This is a genomic window from Variovorax sp. Varisp85 (assembly GCF_047304045.1).
Taxonomy (GTDB): Bacteria; Pseudomonadota; Gammaproteobacteria; order Burkholderiales; family Burkholderiaceae_C; genus Variovorax.
This window is the reverse complement of the sequence record NZ_JBGLYN010000065.1, coordinates 17,574-38,741: the sequence shown is the minus strand read 5'-3', so window position 1 is coordinate 38,741 and position 21,168 is coordinate 17,574. Positions and strand designations below refer to the sequence as shown.

Genomic DNA, 21,168 nt, shown 5'->3' with positions numbered 1-21,168 from the left:
GTGGGGAGGGAGGCGGTGCGCATCAGGCGGTCGGCTTGTCGTCGCCCTTGATGTGCGGCGCAATATAGAGACCCTGCGCCACCAGGAAGACGATCGGGAACACATAGCCCCAGAGCTTGAAGTTGACCCAGGCCTCGGTCGTGAAGTACGCCGCCACGTAGCCGTTGATGAGCGCCATGAACAGGCAATAGCCGATCCACGCCACGTTGAGCCGGCCCCAGATGCGGTCGGGCAGCTCGAGCTGCGAGCCCAGCAGCATCTTGAGGAAGTTCTTCTTCAGCGCCCAGAGCGCCACCGCCAGCGCGATGGCCATCGCGCCGTACAGCACCGTCGGCTTCCACTTGATGAAGCGGTCGTCGTGCAGCACCAGCGTGAGCGTGCCGAACAGCAGGATCAGCACCAGCGTGGCCTTCTGCATCGCCTGCAGCTTGCGCTCCATGGCATAGATGATGGCCATCTGCACCACGGTGGCGGCCATGAGCACGCCGGTGGCGGTGTAGATGTCGGCGAGCTTGTAGGCGCCGAAGAACAGGAGGATGGGAAAGAAGTCGAGGAGCAGTTTCATTTTTTATGGAAGTCGAGCGACGCCGAGTTCATGCAATAGCGCAGGCCGGTTTCGGTCGGGCCGTCAGGGAACACGTGGCCCAGGTGGGCGCCGCAATTGGCGCACACGTTCTCGGTGCGCACCATGCCGTGCGATCGGTCGACGATGTTCCTGATGGCACCGGGCACCGCTTCTTCAGAGAAGCTGGGCCAGCCGCAGCCGGCATCGAACTTGGTCGATGATTCGAACAGCTTGGCGCCGCAGCACACACAGTGGTAGGTGCCGTCGTCCCAGTGCGCTTCGTACTTGCCGGCGAAGGGGCGTTCGGTGGCCGCGTGGCGCGTCACCTCGAAGGCCGCGGGCTCGGCGCCTTTTTCAGCGAGCAGGGCTTTCCATTCGGCGTCGGTCTTCTGTACGGGAGTGGTCATGATGAGCAGCTGATTTCGATCGTGGAGGCCCAGTCGGGCGGGAAGCCGGCGAGTGCGTCGGCGTCGGGATGTTCTTCAAATGGGGTCTCGAGCACAGCCAGCAAGGTTGCCACACCCGAGTGGTCTTTTTGCTGACTTGCTTCGATCGCTTGCTGCCCCAGGTGGTTGCGCAGCACGAACCTGGGGTTGGATTTGAGCATCAGATCGGCGGCTTGCGTACGTCCAGTGGTCGTATGGCGCTCCGAAAACGCTAGCAGCCACGCGTCGAAGCCCTCGCGGTCCAGGAACAGGTCGCGCACCGGCTCGACGTTGCCGTCGGCCATGTGGTTCGAGAGCCGGCGCCAGAAGATGGTGTAGTCGACCTTGCCGGCGGCCAGCAGTTTGAGCACGCCTTCGATCAGCGCGCGGTCGCCTTCGGCCGGGTTCGCGAGCCCGAGCTTGGCGCGCATGCGGCCCTCGAACTCGTTCGGGAACACGGTCTTGTACGACTCCAGTGCGGCCACCGCGACTTCCTGGTCGCCGATCAGCGGCAGCAGCGCCTGTGCGAGGCAGAACAGGTTCCAGTAAGCCACGTTGGGCTGCTGGTTGAAGGCGTAGCGCCCGCTGGTGTCGCTGTGGTTGCAGATGTGGCGCGGGTCGAAGCCATCGAGGAACTGGAACGGGCCGTAGTCGATGGTGAGCCCGAGGATGCTCATGTTGTCGGTGTTCATCACGCCGTGGCAGAAGCCCGCGGCCTGCCATCGGGCGAGCAGGGCGGCGGTGCGCTCGCTCACGGCTTCGAGGAAGGCGGCATACGCGTTGCCGCCGAAGCGCCCGGTGGTGCGGCACGCCGGGTAGTAGCGGTCGATGACGTAGTCGGCCAGCGCGCGCAACTCATCTTCGCGCTGGTTGGCCGCGAAGTGCTCGAAGTGGCCGAAGCGGATGAAGCTCGGTGCGACGCGGGTCACGACGGCCGCGCTTTCCGGCTCCTCGCGGTACACGCGGGCGTCGGACCCCGTCACGCACAGCGCGCGGGTGGTCGGGATGCCGAGGCCGTGCATGGCCTCGCTGCACAGAAACTCCCGGATGCTGGAGCGCAGCACCGCGCGGCCGTCGCCGCCGCGCGAGTAAGGCGTGCGGCCCGCGCCCTTCAGCTGCACTTCGAGCCCGCCTTCGGTCTCGCCGACCGTGATCGCACGTCCGTCGCCGAGCTGGCCTGCCCACACGCCGAACTGGTGGCCGCTGTAGACCGTCGCGAAGGGGCGGCTGCCGGCGACGGGCAGGTTGCCGGTCAGGGCAGCGAGCGTGCCGTCCGACGAATGCCAGCCGGCCGGCAGCCCGAGTTCGCGTGCTACGGCTTCGCTGCGGCCCACCCAGTACGGATCGGGCAGGGGCGTCGGCCTCAGTTCAGTGAAAAATGCCGGGCCCAAGGCGGCGAAACCGGGTTTCCAGCGCAACCCCAGGTCCGCGACCTCGGTGTCTTCAGCAAGCAAGCTCATGCCCGGATTGTCCGGCACAGCGCGTAACCCCTTGCCGAACGGGCCATCGCGGCCCGCGCGCCCTCAGGCCGCGAGTGCGGCAGGCCCATTCCAGATGCGCGTCCGGTATTGCGCTGGCGGCACGCCGAACCAGCGCTTGCAGGCGCGAAAAAAGTTGCTGCTGTCGACGAAGCCCAGCCTGTCGGCTACTTCGGTCAATGTATGTCGGTCGTCGGCAAGGTACTGCTGCGCCAGCTCGCGACGGGTGCGGTCGAGCAGCGACTGGAACGACACCGACTCCTCCTGCAACCGCCGCTGCAGCGTGCGCTCGGCCAGGCCCAGACCCGAGGCCACGTCCTGCCGGCGCGGCTCGCCGTGCTGGAGCCGGCGCGCGATCTCGGCGCACACCAGGCTGCTTGTGGTGGCCTGACCCAGCAGATCGAGTTGTTCGTCCAGCAGATGCTCCTGCATCTCGCCGAGCGTCTCGTGGTAGGTGGGCAGCGGCATTGCCATGTCGGCGCTCGACAGCAGCAGGCGGTTGGCCGCTGCATTGAAGCGCACCTCGCAGCCGAAGGCCTCCCGGTGCAGCCGGTCGCTGGTCGGCGCGGGATAGACGAACTCCATCGCCAGCGGCTGCAGTTCGCGCCGCGTGAGCCACTGGCACTGCATCAGCGTGGTCAGCAGGGCGTATTCGACGCGCTGGCGCGGAATCGGCAGGCTGCCGCCGGTGTGTTCCATTGACAGCCAGCAGCCGCGCGGCTCGGGATGCAGCGAGAAGCCGGTCGCATCCGAAATCACGGCCATGTAGCGCGCCAGCCGCGCGAGCGCCGCCCCGAGCGTGGCGCTGCACGACATCGCATGGCCCACCGTTCCCAGTTTGCTGTGCGTGGCGGCCAGGTCGCGTTGCAGGCCTAGCATGGGCTTGCCGGCGCGGGCTACCGCGAGCTGCCACATCACCGTGACCTCGTCGACCGGGATGCGCGTGTTCTGCCGGTGCAGCGAATCGGGATCGAAGCCGGCGTCGCGCAGCAGCGAGGGCACGTCCAGCCCCTCGGCCTCGAACATCGAGAGCACGCCTTCGAGCCAGGCGGCCGAGCTGGTGCGCAGCTCCGGCTGCGGGATGCCGGTCGGCCGGCGTTGCGGCCCACGCTGGCGGTGCGGCACGGAGGCTCCTGAAGTCATTCGTTTGGCTTCCTTGCGATAGGGGTGAAAACGGCGCCGGTTCCTAGAATTTTCCGCGTGCTCGGCGGCCGGAAGTATGCGGGGTCGCGCACCGGGCCAGGAATTCGAGGCCAGATTCCGCAGTGCGGGTTTGTGTCATTGTGAAAGTCGCCGAAGCTTGCGTGAATCCGATGTCCGCAAGTTCATGAAGTCATTTCTTTCAGGAGTCCGTAGATGCTGGGTTTGATGCAAGACCAACCGCTTTTGATCTCGTCGCTGATCGAGTTTGCAGAGCGCCACAACGGCGACGGCGAGATCGTCTCGCGCCGGGTCGAGGGCGACATCCACCGCACGACGTGGGGCGGTATTGCATCGCGTGCCCGGCAGGTGGCCAATGCGCTGGACGGCGAGCAGCTGCTGTTCAGCGACCGCATCGCCACGCTGGCCTGGAACGGCTACCGCCACCTGGAGCTGTACTACGGCGTGAGCGGCAGCGGCCGCGTGCTGCACACCATCAATCCGCGCCTGCACCCCGACCAGATCGCGTGGATCGCCAACCATGCCGAAGACCAGATCCTGTGCTTCGACCTGAGCTTCCTTCCGCTGGTGCAGGCGGTGCACGCCAAGTGCCCCACGATCCGGAAATGGATTGCACTCTGTGATGCCGACAAGCTGCCCGCCGACAGCGGGATTCCCAACCTCGTGAGCTACGAGGGCTGGATGGGCGCGCAGTCCAATGACTACGAATGGCCGACCTTCGACGAGAACTCCGCGTCGAGCATGTGCTACACAAGCGGCACCACGGGCAATCCGAAGGCCGCGCTCTACAGCCACCGATCGACCATGCTGCATGCCTATGCCGCGGCCCTGCCAGACGTGATGCGCCTGTCGGCGCGCGACTCGGTGCTGCCGGTGGTGCCGATGTTCCACGTCAACGCCTGGGGCATTCCGTATTCGGCCGCACTGGTGGGCTGCAAGATCGTGTTTCCCGGCCCCGCGCTGGATGGCAAGTCGGTGTACGAGCTGATCGAATCCGAAGGCGTGACCTTCGCGGCCGGCGTGCCCACCGTGTGGCAGATGATGCTGGGCCACATGCAGGCGAATGGCCTGAAGTTCTCGAAGCTCAACCGCACCGTCATCGGCGGCTCGGCCTGCCCGCCGGCCATGATCAAGGCGTTCCAGGACATCTACGACGTCGAGGTGCTGCACGCCTGGGGCATGACCGAGATGAGCCCGCTGGGCACGCTGTGCACCCTCAAGAACAAGCACCTGTCGTTGCCGGCCGACACCCAGCTGCAGATCCGCATGAAGCAGGGCCGTGCCATTTTTGGCGTCGACATGAAGATCGTCGATGGCGACGGCAACGAACTGCCGTGGGACGGCAAGGCCTATGGCGACCTGCTGGTCAAGGGCCCGTGGATCGTCAAGGAATACTTCAAGGGCGAGGGCGGCAACCCGCTCATTCCCGATGCGCGCAATCGCGGCTGGTTCCCCACCGGCGACGTCGCCACCATCGATGCCGAGGGCTACCTGCAGATCACCGACCGCAGCAAGGACGTGATCAAGTCCGGCGGCGAGTGGATCAGCTCCATCGAGATCGAGAACATCGCCGTCGCGCACCCGGCCGTGGCCATGGCCGCGTGCATCGGCGTGTTCCATCCCAAGTGGGACGAGCGGCCGATCATCGCGGTCGTGAAGAAGCCCAATGCCGAGGTCACGCGCGAGGAACTGCTGAAGTTCTATGAGGGCAAGACCGCCAAGTGGCAGATCCCGGACGACGTGGTGTTCGTCGAAGCCATCCCCATCGGCGCCACCGGCAAGATTTTGAAGACCAGGCTGCGCGAACTGCTCAAGGACTACAAGCTGCCGACCCTTTGAAGACCCGCGCGAGCCTTGCCGCGCTGTCGCGCAGGCGATAGGAATGCCGCCTCGGCGGTCAAGCTTGCGGGCAATCCCTGTGCGGCGAAAAAAAGGGCGCTTGTAGGCTGGCACTCCGCCTTACAAACTGGAGACTCTTCATGCAATTTGCTATCAAGTCAGTAGCTGCCTGTGCAATGTTGGTGAGCCTGACCGCTGCATTCGCTCAAAAGGGCGAGACCGTCAAGATCGCCTGGCTCGACCCGCTTTCCGGCCTCATGGCGGCGGTCGGCACCAACCAGCTCAAGACCACCCAGTTCCTTGCAGAAGAGTTCAACAAGAAGAACCAGTCGGGCGTGAAGTTCGAGATCATCGCGCTCGACAACAAGCTCAGCCCGCAGGAAACCACCGCCGCGCTGCGCTCGGCGCAAGACCAGGGCGCGCGCTACATCATGCAGGGCAACGGCTCCGGCCCCGCGCTCGCGATCATTGACGCCATCGAGAAGAACAACGCGCGCAATCCGGGCAAGGAGCTGCTGTACATGAACTACGCGGCCGTCGACCCCGACCTGACCAACAGCAAGTGCAGCTACTGGCACTTCCGGCTCGACGCCGACACATCCATGAAGATGGAGGCGCTCACCACCTGGATGAAGGACCAGCCCGACATCAAGAAGGTCTACATCCTCGGCCAGAACTACGCCCACGGCGTGCAGGTGTCCAAGTTCGCCAAGGAAGACCTGAAGGTCAAGCGCCCCGACATCCAGATCGTCGGCGACGACCTGCATCCGCTGGCCCAGGTGCGCGACTTCTCTCCCTACATCGCCAAGATCAAGGCCTCGGGCGCCGACACCGTCATCACCGGCAACTGGGGCTCCGACCTGTCGCTGCTCATCAAGGCCGCCAACGACTCGGGCCTGAACGTCAAGTTCCTGACCTACTACGCGCCGGGCGCCGGCACGCCTACGGCCATGGGCGCCACGTCGGACGGCAAGGTCTACACGGTCGCCTACGCCCACTACAACATGGGCGGGGAGATCCAGAGGCTGCTCGGGGGCTACAAAAAGCGCATGAACGACGACCTCACGCAGTCCTCGATCTACCACGTGTTCGCGTTGCTCGACGCGGCCTTCGCCGCCACCAAGTCGACCGACCCGGTCAAGGTGGCCGCGGCGCTGGAAGGCATGAAGATCAAGAGCTTCAACGGCGAGGTCGAGATGCGCAAGGCCGACCACCAGCTGCAGCAGGGCCTGTACATCGCGCGCTGGGAGAAGGCCAGCGCCAAGTACCCGTACGACGCGGAGAACACCGGCTACACGAATGTTCCCGTGAAGTACTACGAGTCGTACGTGGCGAGCACGCCCACCACCTGCCAGATGAAGCGCCCATGAGCGTCTTTGCGAGCGCGTTTCCTACCCGCGGGTAGCAGATGTCTACCCGTGGGTAGCAGCTTGGAGAAACGCGGTGTCGCATGCGCGATAGAAACGGGCCTTTGCGGCACCCCTCTTACGGGCATTCCCTGAGGGGAGGGGCTGCAAACGCTTGTACTCTCGTGCGGCGTTTCGAATCGGTTTGACCAGGAGATATAGATTGAATTTCGCTCTGAAAATCGCCGCCGCAGCCGTCATCGCTGCCACCGCCACCGGCGCCCTTGCCCAGAAGGGTGAAACCGTCAAGATCGCATGGCTCGACCCGCTGTCGGGCCTCATGGCCGCGGTCGGTACGAACCAGCTCAAGACCTTCCAGTTCTTCGCCGAAGAATTCAACAAGAAGAATGCGGCGGGCGTGAAGTTCGAGATCATCGGCATCGACAACAAGCTCAGTCCGCAGGAAACCACCAGCGCACTGCGCTCGGCCCTCGACCAGGGCGCGCGCTACATCGTGCAGGGTAATGGTTCCGGCCCCGCACTGGCCATCATCGACGCGCTCGAGAAGAACAACGCGCGCAATCCCGGCAAGGAAGCGCTGTACCTCAACTACGCCGCGGTCGACCCCGACCTGACCAACAGCAAGTGCAGCTACTGGCAGTACCGCTTCGACGCCGACACGTCGATGAAGATGGAAGCGCTGACCACCTACATGAAGGACCAGCCGGAGATCAAGAAGGTCTACCTGCTCAACCAGAACTACGCGCACGGCCAGCAGGTTTCCAAGTTCGCCAAGGAAGACCTGAAGCACAAGCGCCCCGACATCCAGATCGTCGGCGACGACCTGCACCCGTTGGCCCAGGTGCGCGACTTCGCGCCCTACGTCGCCAAGATCAAGGCCTCGGGCGCCGACACCGTCATCACCGGCAACTGGGGCTCCGACCTCGCCCTGTTGATCAAGTCGGCCAACGATTCGGGCCTGAACGTCAAGTTCTACACCTACTACGCCGTGACCACGGGCACCCCGACCGCCATGGGTGCCGCGTCCGACGGCAAGGTTTATCAGGTCAGCTATGCCCACTACAACATGGGCGGCGACATGCAGAAGTACGCCGAAGAGTTCAAGAAGAAGTTCAACGACGACCTCTACACCTCCGACATCTACACCGTGTTCCAGGCCCTGACCGAAGCCTTCGTGAAGACCAAGTCGACCGACCCCGTCAAGGTGGCGGCCGCGATGGAAGGGCTGAAGTTCAAGAGCTTCAACGGCGACATCGAGCTGCGCAAGACCGACCACCAGGCGCAGCAGGGCCTGTACATCGCCAAGTGGGAGAAGGCCAGCGCCAAGTATCCGTACAGCCCGGAGAACACCGGCTACACGCTGGCGCCCGTGAAGTTCTACGACGCCTACGTGGCCAGCACGCCGACCTCGTGCCAGATGAAGCGTCCCTCCTGAGTACGGGAACGCGCCAAAGCGGTCGAGGCCCGACTTCAACACTCGGGCCTTTTTCTTTTCTTACTGACACGAAAGACCGATGAACGTCGAATTCTTCGTCATCTCGCTGCTCAATGGCGTGAGCTACGGCTTGCTGTTGTTCATGCTGAGCTCCGGCCTCACGCTGATCTTCAGCATGATGGGTGTGCTCAATTTCGCGCACGCCAGCTTCTACATGCTGGGCGCCTACTTCGCCTACACGCTGTCGGGCATCGTCGGCTTCTGGCCGGCGCTCTTCATTGCGCCGCTGCTGGTGTTTGCGCTGGGTGCGGCCTTCGAGCGCTACTGCCTGCGCCGGGTCCACAAGTTCGGCCACGTGCCCGAGCTGCTGGTGACCTTCGGCCTTTCGTACCTCATCCTCGAACTGGTGCAACTGGTGTGGGGCCGCTCCACGGTGCCGTACGGCCTGCCGTCGGCGCTGCAGGGGCCGCTCTTCACGCTCTACGGCACGCAGTTTCCCAAGTCACGCTCGTTCATCATGCTCGTGGCGGTCCTGATGCTGGTGTCGGTGTGGCTGCTGCTCACGCGCACGCGCATCGGCCTGGTCATCCAGGCGGCGCTGAAGCACCCCGACATGGTCGAGGCGCTGGGCCACAACGTGCCGCGCGTGTTCATGCTGGTGTTCGGCGGCGGTGCCGCGCTGGCGGGCCTCGCGGGCGTGGTCGGCGGCAACACCTACGTCACCGAGCCGGCCATGGCGGGTTCGGTCGGCTCCATCATCTTCGTGGTGGTGGTGGTCGGCGGCATGGGGTCGCTGGCGGGAGCCTTCCTGGCCTCGCTGATCATCGGCATCGTGCAGACCTTCGCCGTGGCCATGGACCAGTCGCTCGCGACCGGCCTGCAGGCCTTTGGCGTGGTAGTGAGCGACCAGACCTTCGGCTACGAACTGCTGAAGCTCACCATCTCGCAGGTGGCGCCCATTCTTCCGTACCTGTTCCTGGTGCTGATCCTCATCTTCAGGCCCAAGGGCCTCCTCGGAACGCGGGAGGACTGACGCCATGAACACCGCAACGACAACCACACCAGCCGCTTCAGCCAAGGCGCCGACCCGGTATTACCGCTTCAAGCCGCTGAACATCGGCCGCATCCTGATCTGGTCATTCTTCGCGCTGCTGCTGATCGTGGCGCCGATGATCTTCACCAGCAGCCTGGCGCTGACCATGCTGTCGCAGATCGGCTATCTCATCATCATCTGCCTGAGCTACAACATGCTGCTGGGGCAGGGCGGCATGCTCAGCTTCGGACATGCCGTGTACGTGGGCCTGGGCTCCTTCATCGCCATCCACGCGATGAACCTGGCCGGCGCCGGCAAGCTGCCGATTCCGCTGGTGTTCATTCCGCTCGTGGGCGGCCTCGGCGGCATGTTCTTCGCCATGGTGTTCGGCTATGTGTCGACCAAGAAGTCGGGCACCACCTTCGCGATGATCACGCTCGGCCTCGGCGAACTGGTGGCCGCCATGGCGCTGATGTTCCCGAGCTTCTTCGGCGGCGAGGGCGGCATCACCACCAACCGCGTGTACGGCGCCTCGTTCTTCGGCATCAACTTCGGGCCGCAGAACCAGGTGTACTACCTGATCGCCGTGTATTGCTTCATCTGCACCGGGCTGATGTTCGCCTTCACCGGCACGCCGCTCGGGCGCATGCTGAACGCGGTGCGCGACAACCCCGAGCGCGTGGAGTTCATCGGCTACAACACGCAGCGCGTGCGCTACTACGCCTTCATCATCGCGGGCTTCTTCGCGGGCATCGGCGGCGGGCTGGCGGCCATCAACTTCGAGATCGTGAATGCGGCCGACAGCCTGAACGGGCTGCGCTCGGGCAGCTACCTGCTGTTCACCTTCCTCGGCGGTGCGACCTTCTTCTTCGGGCCGATCATCGGTGCGGCGCTGCTGGTGTTCGCGCTGGTGCTGCTGTCCGAACTCAGCAAGGCCTGGCTGCTGTACGTGGGCCTGGTGTTCCTGCTGATGGTGATGTTCGCGCCGGGCGGCGTGGCCAGCCTGATCATGATGAACGTGCGCGTGGCGCTGTTCGGCAAGATCAAGCGCTTCTACCTGCTGTACGTGGGCCTGTTCATCGGTGCGGCCATCGTGCTCGCGGGCGCGGCGGCCATTGTCGAGATGATCTATCACATGCAGCTCAACGCGGCGCTCGGACCCATCGTGCCGTTCGCGGGCCTGCAACTCGACACCTCATCGGTCGCGAGCTGGGTCGTCGCGATGGCCTTGCTGGCGGTGGGGCTGGGTGTGTTCGAGGTGTTCCGCCGGCGCTTCGCGAAGGTCTGGGGCCAGGCGCAGGAAGAAATCGAAGCCGAGATCAAGCGGCGGGAGACGGCATGACCTATTCACTCGAACTCAAGAGCCTGCGCAAGAGCTTCGGCAAGACCGACATCATCCGCGGGGTCGACCTGGCCGTGACGGCGGGCGAGCGCATCGCCATCATCGGGCCGAACGGTGCGGGCAAGTCCACGCTGTTCAACCTGATCAGCGGCCGGCTTGCACCCACCAGCGGCGAGGTGCTGCTCAACGGCCAGCGCATCGACGGCAAGCAGCCCTACGAGATCAACCGGCTCGGGCTGTCGCGCAGCTTCCAGATCACCAACATCTTTCCGAAGCTCACGGTCTTCGAGAACTTGCGCTGCGGTGTGCTGTGGAGCCTGGGCTACAAGTACACCTTCCTGCGCTTCCTCTCGAACCTCGACGATGCCAATGAGCGCACCGAGGAGCTCATCAAGCAGATCGGCCTGGAGAAGAAGCGCGACGTACACGCGGTGAACCTCACCTACGCCGAGCAGCGCGCACTGGAGATCGGCGTGACCATCGCGGGCGGCGCCAGCGTGATCCTGCTGGACGAACCCACGGCCGGCATGAGCAAGACCGAGACTTCGCATTTCATCTCGCTCATCAAGTACGTGACCGTCGGCAAGACGCTGCTGACGGTGGAGCACGACATGGGCGTGGTGTTCGGGCTGGCCGACAAGATCGCGGTGGTGGTGTATGGCGAGGTCATCGCCTTCGACACGCCCGCCGCCGTTCGCGCCAACGCGCGGGTGCAGGAGGCGTATCTCGGATCGTCGGTCGCCGACGCACAGGGAGCGGGACACTGAGATGCTGAAGCTTCAAGACATCCACGCCTACTACGGCAAGAGCCATGTGCTGCATGGCGTTTCCTTCGACGTGCATCCGGGCGAGATCGTCGCGCTGCTGGGCCGCAACGGCTCGGGCCGCTCGACCACCGCCAAGGCCATCATGGGCCTGGTGCACGCCGAGGGCGGCCTGCAGTGGAAGGGCCAGGACATCCTGCGCCGCAAGGCCTACGAGATCGCGCACTTCGGCATCGGCTACGTGCCCGAGAACCGCGACATCTTCCCCAAGCTCACGGTGCACCAGAACCTGCTGCTGGGGCAGAAGGGCTCGGGCAAAGGCAGCCGCTGGTCGTTCGACGACATGTACGGCATGTTCCCGCGCCTGAAGGAGCGCCAGCACACCGAGGCCGGCGTGCTCTCGGGCGGCGAGCAGCAGATGCTCACGCTGTGCCGCACGCTCATGGGCGACCCCGACCTGATCATCATCGACGAGCCGACCGAGGGCCTGGCGCCCAAGATCGTCGAACTGGTGGGGCAGTACCTGCGCACGCTGAAGGACAAGGGCATCTCGGTGCTGCTGATCGAGCAGAAGCTCACCATCGCGATGCAGATCTCCGATCGCGCGCTCGTCATGGGCCACGGCAGCATCGTGTTCGACGGCACGCCGGACAGCCTGCGCGCCGACGCGACCACTCGCAAGGAGTGGTTGGAGGTTTAGGCAGACCCCCAGGCTTCGCGCACTTCGTGTCGCTGCGCCAACCCCCTTGCAGGGGGCAACACCTGCGGCCCGGCAAAGCCGGTTCCGCGGTGTTTCCGGAAAGTCCCGCCCTCCTCATGGAAGGCCTTGTCTCTACAGCGACTGCGTGCCATTGTTTGGCCTCGCGAAACGCCTAGAATCCCCCGAAAAAGAACACTCGTGCTTTTTCTTCTTTTTCTTCTCACACCAAGGAACGCAGCATGACGGCTGAATACAAAGTGCTCGGCGATATCGCCGTGATCACACTGACCAACCCTCCGGTCAACGGTCTCGGCTTCTCGACGCGCATCGGCATCACCGATGGCCTGTCGAAGGCCAACGCCGACGACGCCGTCAAGGCCATCGTCATCACCGGCGCCGGCAAGGCGTTCTCGGGCGGCGCGGACATCAAGGAGTTCGGCACGCCCAAGGCGCTGCAGGAGCCCAACCTGCTGAGCGTGATCCTCGCGCTCGAGGCCTCGGCCAAGCCCATCGTCGCGGCCATCCACTCGGTGTGCATGGGCGGCGGCCTCGAACTGGCCCTAGGTTGCCACTATCGTGTGGCTGCACCGGGCACCAGCATCGCGCTGCCCGAAGTCAAGCTCGGCCTGATTCCCGGCGCCGGCGGCACGCAGCGCCTGCCGCGCGTGCTCGGCGTGGAAACCGCACTGAACATGATCGTCAGCGGCGAACCCGTGAAAAGCGAATTGCTCGCGAGCCTGCCCGGCCAGAAGCTGTTCGACAAGCTGGCCGACTCGCCCGAGTCTGTGTTCGACGAAGCCGTGGCCTTCGCCAGGAGCGTGGCCGGCAAGACCGGCGCCGACGCGCTGCCGCTGGTGCGCAACCTGCCGTGCAAGCACCCGCAGGGCGACGCCTACTTCCAGTTCGCCAAGAACATGGTCGGCGGCATGTCGAAGAACTACCCGGCGCCGCTGCAATGCGTGGACGCCGTGCAGGCCGCCACCAAGATGAAGTTCGACGCGGGCATGGCCGAAGAGCGCCGCATCTTCACCTCGCTGATGTTCACGCCCGAATCGCTGGCCTTGCGCCACCTGTTCATGGCCGAACGCGCCGCGAGCAAGATCCCCGACGTGCCCGAAGACACACCGAAGCGCGAGATCAAGGCCGTCGGCGTCATCGGCGCCGGCACCATGGGCGGCGGCATCTCGATGAACTTCCTGAACGCGGGCATTCCCGTGAAGATCCTCGAGATGAAGCAGGAGGCGCTCGACCGCGGCGTCGCCACCATCAAGAAGAACTACGAAGCCCAGGTCAAGAAGGGCAAGCTCAAGCAGGACAAGTACGAGCAGCGCATGGCGCTGCTGAGCACCACGCTGAGTTATGACGACCTGAAGGACGCCGACCTCATCATCGAGGCCGTGTTCGAGGAAATCGGCGTGAAGGAAAAGGTCTTCAAGGAACTGGACCGCGTCGCCAAGAAGGGCGCGATCCTGGCCTCGAACACCTCCACGCTCGACGTCGACAAGATCGCCTCGTTCACCGAGCGTCCACAGGACGTGGTCGGCATGCACTTCTTCAGCCCGGCCAACGTGATGAAGCTGCTCGAAGTGGTGCGTGGCAAGGCCACCGCCAAGGATGTGCTCGCCACGGTCATGGCCATCGGCAAGAAGATCAAGAAGACCTCGGTGGTCTCCGGCGTGTGCGATGGCTTCATCGGCAACCGCATGATCGAGCAGTACAGCCGCCAGGCCGGCTTCCTGCTGGACGAAGGTGCCACGCCGCAGCAGGTCGACAAGGCCGTCGAGAAGTTCGGCTTTGCCATGGGTCCGTTTCGCATGGGCGACCTGGCCGGCAACGACATCGGCTGGGCGATCCGCAAGCGCCGTGCCGTCGAACGCGCCGACATGAAGTACAGCCGCACGGCCGACAAGCTCTGCGAACTGGGCCGCTTCGGCCAGAAGACCGGGGCAGGGTGGTACGACTACCAGGCCGGCAAGCGCGACGCGATTCCGTCGGAGCTCGTCAACAAGATGATCGAAGACCACCGCAAGGAACTGGGCATCACGCCGCGCAAGATTTCCGATGAAGAGATCGTGCAGCGCCTGGTGTTCGCCCTGGTCAACGAAGGCGCGCACATCCTCGAAGACGGCATTGCCTCGAAGTCGGGCGACATCGACATGGTGTACCTCACGGGCTACGGCTTCCCGATCTGGCGCGGCGGCCCGATGCACTATGCATCGCAGGTCGGCCTCTACAACGTGGCCGAGACGATGAAGCGCTTCGCGAAGAACCCGCGCGACGACGGCGAGTTCTGGCAGCCCGCGCCGCTGATCCAGAAGCTCGTGGCCGAAGGCAAGCAGTTCAGCTGAGACTGAACAGGGTCAAGACCGCTCATGTTGAAACGCATCTTCCTCGGGCTGCTGCTGGCAATCGCCTTGCTGGTGGCTGCCGTGGCGGTCAAGACCTTGACCACGCCGTCGCAGCAGCTGGCGGTGGCGCCCGCGCCCAAGCTGAACATCGACCTGCAGGCGGCCGCCAAGCGGCTGTCCACGGCGATCACGTTCCGCACGGTGTCGAGCCTGGACGACCCGGCTGCCAACGCGGCCGAGTTCGACAAGCTGCACGCGTTCCTCGAACAGCAGTTCCCCAAGGTGCATGCCACTCTCAAGAAGGAAGTGATCGGCAACAAGGCGCTGCTCTACACCTGGACCGGCACCGACCCGAGCGCCAAGCCCATCGCGCTGATGGCGCACCAGGACATGGTGCCCATCGCGCCGGGCACCGAGAAGGCGTGGACGACCGACCCCTTCGCCGGCGAGATCAAGGACGGCTTCGTTTGGGGCCGCGGCACGCTCGACGACAAGAGCAACCTGTTCGCGCAGATGGAAGCCGTCGAGCTGCTCATCGGCGCCGGCTTCAAGCCCAGGCAGACCGTCTACCTCGTGATGGGCGACGACGAAGAAGTGAGCGGCCTGCGCGGCGCGCTGCCCATTGCCGAACTGCTCAAGTCGCGCAACGTGCGCCTGGAGTGGGTGCTCGACGAAGGTCTGCTGGTGCTCGACGGCGTGCTGCCGGGCCTGAGCAAGCCCGCAGCGCTCATCGGCCTGGCGGAGAAGGGCTACGGCACCTTCTTCCTCTCGCTCGACACGGCCCCCGGCCACTCGTCGATGCCGCCGCAGCACAGCGCGATCGGCAGCATGAGCGCGGCGCTCGCGCGGCTTGAAGCCAATCCGATGCCCGGCGGCATCCGCGGCGTGGCCGGCCAGATGTTCGGTGCGCTGGCGCCCGAAATGAGCGGTGTCAACCGCGTGATGCTGTCCAACCTGTGGCTCACCGAGCCGCTGGTGCGCGGCCAGCTCGAGAAGAGCCCGAGCAGCAACGCCATGCTGCGCACCACCACCGCACTGACCATCGTGCGCGCGGGCAACAAGGACAATGTGCTGCCCGGCCGCGCCGAGGCCGCCGTCAACTTCCGCGTGCTGCCGGGCGACACCTTGGCCGGCACCGAGGCGCACCTGCGCAAGGCGCTGGGCAACGACGACATCAAGATCAAGGCTTACCCGGGCAATTCCGAGCCGTCGCCGGTGTCGCCGACCGACAGCACCGGCTACCGCGCGATCCAGCAAGCCGTGCGCCAGAGCTTTCCCGATGCGGTGGTGGCACCCGGCCTCATGACCGCTGCCACCGACTCGCGCCACTTCAGCCTCGTGAGCGACGCCGTCTTCCGCTTCTCGCCGTTGCGCGTGAAGAGCGAAGACCTGGCCCGCTTCCACGGCAACAACGAACGCCTAGCCATCTCGAACTACGGCGAGATGATCGGCTTCTATCACCAGCTCCTGAGCAATACCAACGCTGCTCCGGCGCAATGACGACAGCTCTCTCTTTTTCCTTCCATCTGCTTCAAAGGACCTCACCATGACCAGCGCCGTCATCGTTTCCACCGCCCGCACGCCGCTCGCGAAGAGCTGGAAGGGTGCCTTCAACATGACGCACGGCGCCACGCTCGGCGGCCATGCGGTGCAGCACGCCGTGCAGCGCGCCGGCATCGACCCCGCCTCGGTGGACGACGTCATCATGGGCTGTGCCACGCCCGAAGGCGCGACCGGCTCCAACATCGCGCGCCAGATCGCGCTGCGCGCCGGCCTGCCGATCACCACCTCGGGCATGACCATCAACCGCTTCTGCTCCTCGGGCCTGCAGACCATCGCCACCGCCGCCCAGCGCATCATCGCGGGCGAGGGCGACGTGTACGTGGCCGGCGGCGTCGAGAGCATCTCGTGCGTGCAGAACGAAGCCAACAAGCACATGCTGGCCGACCCGTGGCTCGTGAAGCACAAGCCCGAGATCTACTGGAACATGCTGCAGACGGCCGAGCAGGTCGCCAAGCGCTACAACATCGGTCGCGACGCCATGGACGAATACGGCGCCGCCAGCCAGCAGAAGGCCACCGCCGCGCTGGAAGCCGGCCGCTTCAAGGACGAGATCGCCCCCATCACCGTGCTGGCCGGCGTGGCCGACCCCGTGATGGGCCTGCGCACCAAGGAAGTCACCGTCGAGAACGACGAAGGCATCCGCCCGGGCACCACCAAGGAAGGCATCAGCGGCATCCGCCCGGCCATGCCCGGCGGCCTGATCTCGGCCGGCAACGCCAGCCAGTTCTCCGACGGCGGCGGCGCCTGCGTGGTGGTCGACGAAAAGTACGCGCAGCAGAAGGGCCTGAAGCCGCTCGGCCGCTTCCTCGGCTTTGCCGTGGCTGGCTGCGAGCCCGACGAAATGGGCATCGGCCCCGTCTTCGCGATCCCGAAGGTGCTCAAGCGCCTGGGCCTCACGGTCAACGACATCGACCTGTGGGAGTTGAACGAAGCCTTCGCCGTGCAGGTGATCTATTGCCGCGACAAGCTCGGCATTCCGGCCGACCGCCTGAACGTTGACGGCGGCGCCATCGCCGTGGGCCACCCCTACGGCGTGAGCGGCCAGCGCCTGACGGGCCACGCGCTCATCGAGGGCAAGCGCCGTGGCGCCAAGAAGGTCGTGGTCACGATGTGCATCGGCGGCGGCATGGGTGCCGCGGGCGTGTTCGAAATCATCTGACTCTCCCCCAGTCTGCGGCGCACTGCGTGTCGCCTTCGCCAACCCCCTTCCGGGGGGCAACACCGGCGGCCCGGCGAAGCCGGTTCCGCGGTGTTCCTGAGAAGGGACGCCGCGGCCTCATGACATCCACCGAAATCCGACCATGAGCCTTCGTCCCACCCTCGACTTCCTGCTCTACGACTGGCTCGATGCCGAGTCGCTCAACCAGCGCGAACGCTTTGCCGACCACTCGCGCGAAACATTCGACGCGGTGCTTGACACCTGCGAGCGCATCGCGCGCGAGAAGTACGCGCCGTTCAACCGCACGGTGGACACGCAGGAGCCGCATTTCGACGGCGAGAAGGTCATCCTGCCGCAGGCCACGCACGACGCGCACAAGGCCTTCGTCGAGTCGGGAATGATGAGTGCGGCGCAGGACTACGACATCGGCGGCATGCAACTGCCCTACACGATGCAGGCGGCGGCCAACAGCTTCTTCGCGATGGCCTCGGTGAGCATCGGCTCCAACATGCTCACGAGCGGCAACGCCAACCTGCTGATGGTGCACGGCACCGAGAGGCAGAAAGAGGTGTTCGCGAAGAATGAATTTTCCGGACGCTGGGCCGGCACCATGTGCCTGTCGGAACCGCAGGCGGGTTCGTCGCTGAGCGACGTGGCGACGCGCGCCGTGCCCGACGGCGACGACTTTCAGCAAGACCCGCTGGGCCCGCGCTACCGGCTCACGGGCAACAAGATGTGGATCTCGTCGGGCGACCACGAGCTGACCGAGAACATCGTGCACATCGTGCTGGCCAAGATCCCGGACGAGAACGGCAAGCTGGTGCCCGGCACGCGCGGTATCTCGCTGTTCATCGTGCCCAAGCGCATGGTGGACACGCAGGGCGCACTCACGGGCGAGCGCAACGACGTGGCGCTCGCGGGCCTCAACCACAAGCTGGGCTGGCGCGGCACCACCAATACGCTGCTGAACTTCGGCGAGGGCAAGTACCCGGTCGGCGGCAAGGCGGGCGCGGTGGGCTACCTCGTCGGCGAGCCTGGCAAGGGCCTGCACTGCATGTTCCACATGATGAACGAGGCGCGAATCGGCGTCGGCACGGCGGCCACCATGCTGGGCATGGCGGGCTACCACGCCTCGCTCGAATACGCCAGGAGCCGGCCGCAGGGCCGCCTGGTGAAGAAGCCGGACGCTGCCGGCACCGCGGTTGCGAAAGACTCGGCCGCGCCGCAGGTGCGCATCATCGAGCACGCCGACGTGCGCCGCATGCTGCTCGCCCAGAAGGCGTACTGCGAAGGCGCGCTGGCGCTGGAGCTGTACTGCGCCCGGCTGGTCGACGAGCAGAAGACCGGCGACGCACAGGCTGCCGACGACGCCCGCCTGCTGCTTGAAGTGCTCACGCCCATCGCCAAGAGCTGGCCCAGCGAGTGGTGCCTGGAGGCCAATTCGCTGGCCATCCAGGTGCACGGCGGCTACGGCTATACGCGCGACTTTCCGGTGGAGCAGTACTGGCGCGACAACCGCCTGAACATGATCCACGAGGGCACCCACGGCATCCAGGCAGCCGACCTGCTGGGCCGCAAGGTACTGATGGAGAAGGGCCGCGGCCTGCAACTGCTGGCCGCGCGCATGACCGACACCATCGGCCGAGCGGCCAGGGTGCCGGCGCTGGCGGCGCACGCCGAGGCGCTGGGCGCCGCGTTGCAGCGTATCGGCAGCGCCACCGAGGCCGCCTGGTCCACCGGCGACCCGGCCGAAGCGCTGGCCAACGCCGTGCCTTACATGCAGGCCTTTGGCCACACGGTGCTGGCCTGGATCTGGCTCGACGTGGCCCTGAAGGCCCTGCAGATCGACGCGGAAAAGGCGAGGGCGGTAACAGCTGGCAAGATCGGCGCCACGGACTACTTCTTTCACTACGAGCTGCCGAAAATCGGCGCATGGCTCAACGTGGTCGAAACCCGCGACCCGACCTGTACCGCTTTGCCCGAGGACGCCTTTTGATGGCCACTACCAATTCGCCGAACGCCAACCCCAGCAACAACACCCCCTCCGTCAAGCCTCCCAAGCCGCACGCGCGGCTCGAGAAGTGGATCTGGATCCTGATCTACGGCGGCCTGTTCGTCGTGATCCTGGGCATCGCCACCGGCCGCACCGACGCCGCGCTGGGCTGGTCCATCGCCGTGCCCGGCGGCGTCGTGGCGCTGATCGGCTTCGCGCTGATCTACGTGCGCTCGCGCCTGCCCAACGACAACCCCACCAGCAAGTAACGAGGCCCACCATGCTCAAGCACATCGTGATGTGGAAGTTCAAGGAGCACGCCGAGGGCACCGACAAGGCGACCAACCTGTTGAAAGCCAAGGCCTTGCTCGACGCCTGCGCCAAGCTGTCGCCCGGCACGCTGCGCTTCGAGGTGGCCATTGCCCAGCCCGGGCTCGAAGCCACCTACGACCTGATCCTGTATTCGGAGTTCACCGACGAGGCCGCACTCGCGGCCTATGCGGATCACCCGCAGCACGTGGCGTTGAAGCCCTTCATCGGCGCGGTCCGCGAGGCCCGCCAATGCATGGACTACATGGCATGACTCACCCCCAGGCTGCGCGCACTTCGTGTCGCTTCGCCAACCCCCTTGCAGGGGACAACGCCTGCGGCCCGGCGAAGCCGGTTCCGCGGCATTTCCCGACCTGAACAATTCAGCCCCTGATTGGAGACATCTCTCATGACCGCACGCACCGTCCAGCAACTCTTCGACCTCACCGGCAAGACCGCCCTCATCACCGGTGGTTCGCGCGGCCTGGGCCTGCAGATGGCCCATGCGCTGGGCGAAGCCGGCGCGAAGATCATGCTGAGCTCGCGCAAGGCCGACGACCTGGAGCAGGCCGCCGCTGAGCTGCAGGCCGCAGGCATCGACGCGCGCTGGATTGCCGCAGACTGCTCGAAGGAAGAAGACACCCGCCGCCTGGCCGACGAGACGCTGCAGCGTATGGGCGCGGTCGACATCCTCATCAACAATGCGGGCGCCAGCTGGGGCGCGCCAGCCGAGAGCCACCCGGTCGAGGCCTGGGACAAGGTGATGAACCTCAACGTGCGCGGCTACTTCATCCTGTCGCAGCAGATCGCCAACGGCTACATGATCCCGAAGAAGACCGGCCGCATCATCAACATTGCCTCGATCGCCGGGTTGAACGGCAACCCTCCCGAGATGCAGACGCTGGCCTACAACACCTCGAAGACCGCGGTGATCGGCTTCACGCGCACGCTGGCTGCCGAATGGGGCAGGTACAACATCACCGTGAACGCGATCTGCCCGGGCTTCTTCATGACGAAGATGGCCGCCGGCCTCATCAAGTCGCTGGGCGAAGAGAAGATGGCCGCGCAGGCGCCGCTCGGCCGCCTGGGCGACGACGAAGACCTGAAGGGCCTGACGCTGCTTTACGCGAGCGATGCCGGCAAGCACATCACCGGCCAATGGCTGGCGGTCGACGGCGGCGTGAGCGTCGTGCTGGGTGCTGCCTGACATGTCTTCTTCTTCCGATTCCAGCGACATCAACATCCGCTCGTACACGAGCCAGATCCCGTTCGCGCGCCACCTGGGCTTTTCTCTGACGAAGTTCGAGGGCGGCGAGTCCGAGATCTGCTACACCGCCAAGCCCGAGCATCTGAACACCTTCGACGTGACGCACGGCGGCGCCTGCATGACGCTGCTCGACATCACCATGGCGGCGGCAGCGCGCAGCGTGGCGCCCGAGACCGGCGTGGTCACCATCGAGATGAAGACCAGCTTTATGCAGCCTTCGGTCGGTCCGCTGCATGCGCGCGGCACGCTCATTCACCGGACGGCGACGCTGGCTTTCACGGAGGCCAAAATCTACGACGAACAGGAGCGCGTTTGCGCCCACGCCACCGGCACCTTCAAGTACGTGAAGCGCCGGCTGCCGACCGGCCCGTCGAGCGTCAACGAGATGCGACCGCCATCGACCGACTGACACGACCATAT

At 65.3% G+C, this 21,168-nt stretch carries 19 protein-coding genes; 15 read left to right on the top strand and 4 right to left on the bottom strand.

The features are described from left to right. Positions 1-22: 22 nt before the first annotated feature. From ACCC97_RS22285 to ACCC97_RS22270, 4 genes are all read right to left on the bottom strand, one after another. Positions 23-565: a septation protein A gene (locus tag ACCC97_RS22285; RefSeq protein WP_007837800.1), complete on the bottom strand. Its 543-nt coding sequence runs from the start codon at positions 563-565 to the stop codon at positions 23-25. Beyond that, positions 562-972 carry a peptide-methionine (R)-S-oxide reductase MsrB gene (msrB, locus tag ACCC97_RS22280; RefSeq protein ID WP_413335108.1) on the bottom strand — a complete coding sequence of 137 codons (411 nt, stop codon included), beginning with the start codon at positions 970-972 and terminating at the stop codon, positions 562-564. Before msrB ends, ACCC97_RS22285 begins: the two co-directional genes overlap by 4 nt. After that, positions 969-2,450, bottom strand: a complete 1,482-nt coding sequence (locus ACCC97_RS22275) for a protein adenylyltransferase SelO (RefSeq protein WP_413335106.1) — start codon at positions 2,448-2,450, stop codon at positions 969-971. The genes msrB and ACCC97_RS22275 overlap by 4 nt, the downstream gene beginning before the upstream one ends. A 63-nt stretch (positions 2,451-2,513) precedes the next feature. Further along, on the bottom strand, positions 2,514-3,593 hold the full coding sequence (locus ACCC97_RS22270; RefSeq protein WP_413335110.1) for an AraC family transcriptional regulator: 1,080 nt from the start codon (positions 3,591-3,593) through the stop codon (positions 2,514-2,516). 231 nt (positions 3,594-3,824) lie between these two features. On the opposite strand from ACCC97_RS22270, the gene ACCC97_RS22265 reads away from it, so the two are divergent. From ACCC97_RS22265 to ACCC97_RS22195, 15 genes are all read left to right on the top strand, one after another. Further along, positions 3,825-5,468 (top strand): 3-(methylthio)propionyl-CoA ligase, encoded by a 1,644-nt coding sequence (locus ACCC97_RS22265; RefSeq protein WP_413335104.1) that lies wholly within the window; start codon positions 3,825-3,827, stop codon positions 5,466-5,468. A 140-nt stretch (positions 5,469-5,608) separates the two neighbouring features. After that, positions 5,609-6,838 carry a branched-chain amino acid ABC transporter substrate-binding protein gene (locus tag ACCC97_RS22260; protein ID WP_007837795.1) on the top strand — a complete coding sequence of 410 codons (1,230 nt, stop codon included), beginning with the start codon at positions 5,609-5,611 and terminating at the stop codon, positions 6,836-6,838. A 199-nt stretch (positions 6,839-7,037) separates the two neighbouring features. Next, positions 7,038-8,270, top strand: a complete 1,233-nt coding sequence (locus tag ACCC97_RS22255; protein ID WP_007837794.1) for a branched-chain amino acid ABC transporter substrate-binding protein — start codon at positions 7,038-7,040, stop codon at positions 8,268-8,270. 79 nt (positions 8,271-8,349) lie between these two features. Beyond that, entirely contained in the window at positions 8,350-9,303 is a 954-nt protein-coding gene (locus ACCC97_RS22250; protein ID WP_007837793.1) for a branched-chain amino acid ABC transporter permease, read from the top strand. Between the two features lie 4 nt (positions 9,304-9,307). Next, positions 9,308-10,645 (top strand): branched-chain amino acid ABC transporter permease, encoded by a 1,338-nt coding sequence (locus ACCC97_RS22245; RefSeq protein WP_413335102.1) that lies wholly within the window; start codon positions 9,308-9,310, stop codon positions 10,643-10,645. Beyond that, positions 10,642-11,412 (top strand): ABC transporter ATP-binding protein, encoded by a 771-nt coding sequence (locus ACCC97_RS22240; protein ID WP_413316118.1) that lies wholly within the window; start codon positions 10,642-10,644, stop codon positions 11,410-11,412. Before ACCC97_RS22245 ends, ACCC97_RS22240 begins: the two co-directional genes overlap by 4 nt. Position 11,413: 1 nt before the next feature. Beyond that, the gene (locus ACCC97_RS22235; protein ID WP_413335100.1) at positions 11,414-12,109 is read left to right on the top strand and encodes an ABC transporter ATP-binding protein; all 696 of its coding nucleotides are present in this window, start codon (positions 11,414-11,416) and stop codon (positions 12,107-12,109) included. A 239-nt stretch (positions 12,110-12,348) separates the two neighbouring features. Then, a complete protein-coding gene (locus ACCC97_RS22230) occupies positions 12,349-14,457 on the top strand; it encodes a 3-hydroxyacyl-CoA dehydrogenase NAD-binding domain-containing protein (RefSeq protein WP_007832718.1) in 2,109 nt (702 codons plus the stop codon). 24 nt (positions 14,458-14,481) lie between these two features. Continuing rightward, positions 14,482-15,957, top strand: a complete 1,476-nt coding sequence (locus tag ACCC97_RS22225; RefSeq protein ID WP_413335098.1) for a M20 family peptidase — start codon at positions 14,482-14,484, stop codon at positions 15,955-15,957. A gap of 46 nt (positions 15,958-16,003) precedes the next feature. Then, entirely contained in the window at positions 16,004-17,179 is a 1,176-nt protein-coding gene (locus ACCC97_RS22220; protein WP_007832722.1) for an acetyl-CoA C-acyltransferase, read from the top strand. A 142-nt stretch (positions 17,180-17,321) separates the two neighbouring features. After that, on the top strand, positions 17,322-19,175 hold the full coding sequence (locus tag ACCC97_RS22215) for an acyl-CoA dehydrogenase (RefSeq protein WP_413335096.1): 1,854 nt from the start codon (positions 17,322-17,324) through the stop codon (positions 19,173-19,175). Next, the gene (locus tag ACCC97_RS22210) at positions 19,175-19,441 is read left to right on the top strand and encodes a hypothetical protein (protein ID WP_007832726.1); all 267 of its coding nucleotides are present in this window, start codon (positions 19,175-19,177) and stop codon (positions 19,439-19,441) included. The genes ACCC97_RS22215 and ACCC97_RS22210 overlap by 1 nt, the downstream gene beginning before the upstream one ends. Positions 19,442-19,452: 11 nt before the next feature. Beyond that, entirely contained in the window at positions 19,453-19,755 is a 303-nt protein-coding gene (locus ACCC97_RS22205; RefSeq protein ID WP_413335095.1) for a Dabb family protein, read from the top strand. A gap of 135 nt (positions 19,756-19,890) precedes the next feature. Further along, positions 19,891-20,688 carry an SDR family oxidoreductase gene (locus tag ACCC97_RS22200; RefSeq protein ID WP_007832730.1) on the top strand — a complete coding sequence of 266 codons (798 nt, stop codon included), beginning with the start codon at positions 19,891-19,893 and terminating at the stop codon, positions 20,686-20,688. A gap of 1 nt (position 20,689) precedes the next feature. Beyond that, a complete protein-coding gene (locus tag ACCC97_RS22195) occupies positions 20,690-21,157 on the top strand; it encodes a PaaI family thioesterase (protein WP_007832732.1) in 468 nt (155 codons plus the stop codon). Positions 21,158-21,168: the final 11 nt, after the last annotated feature.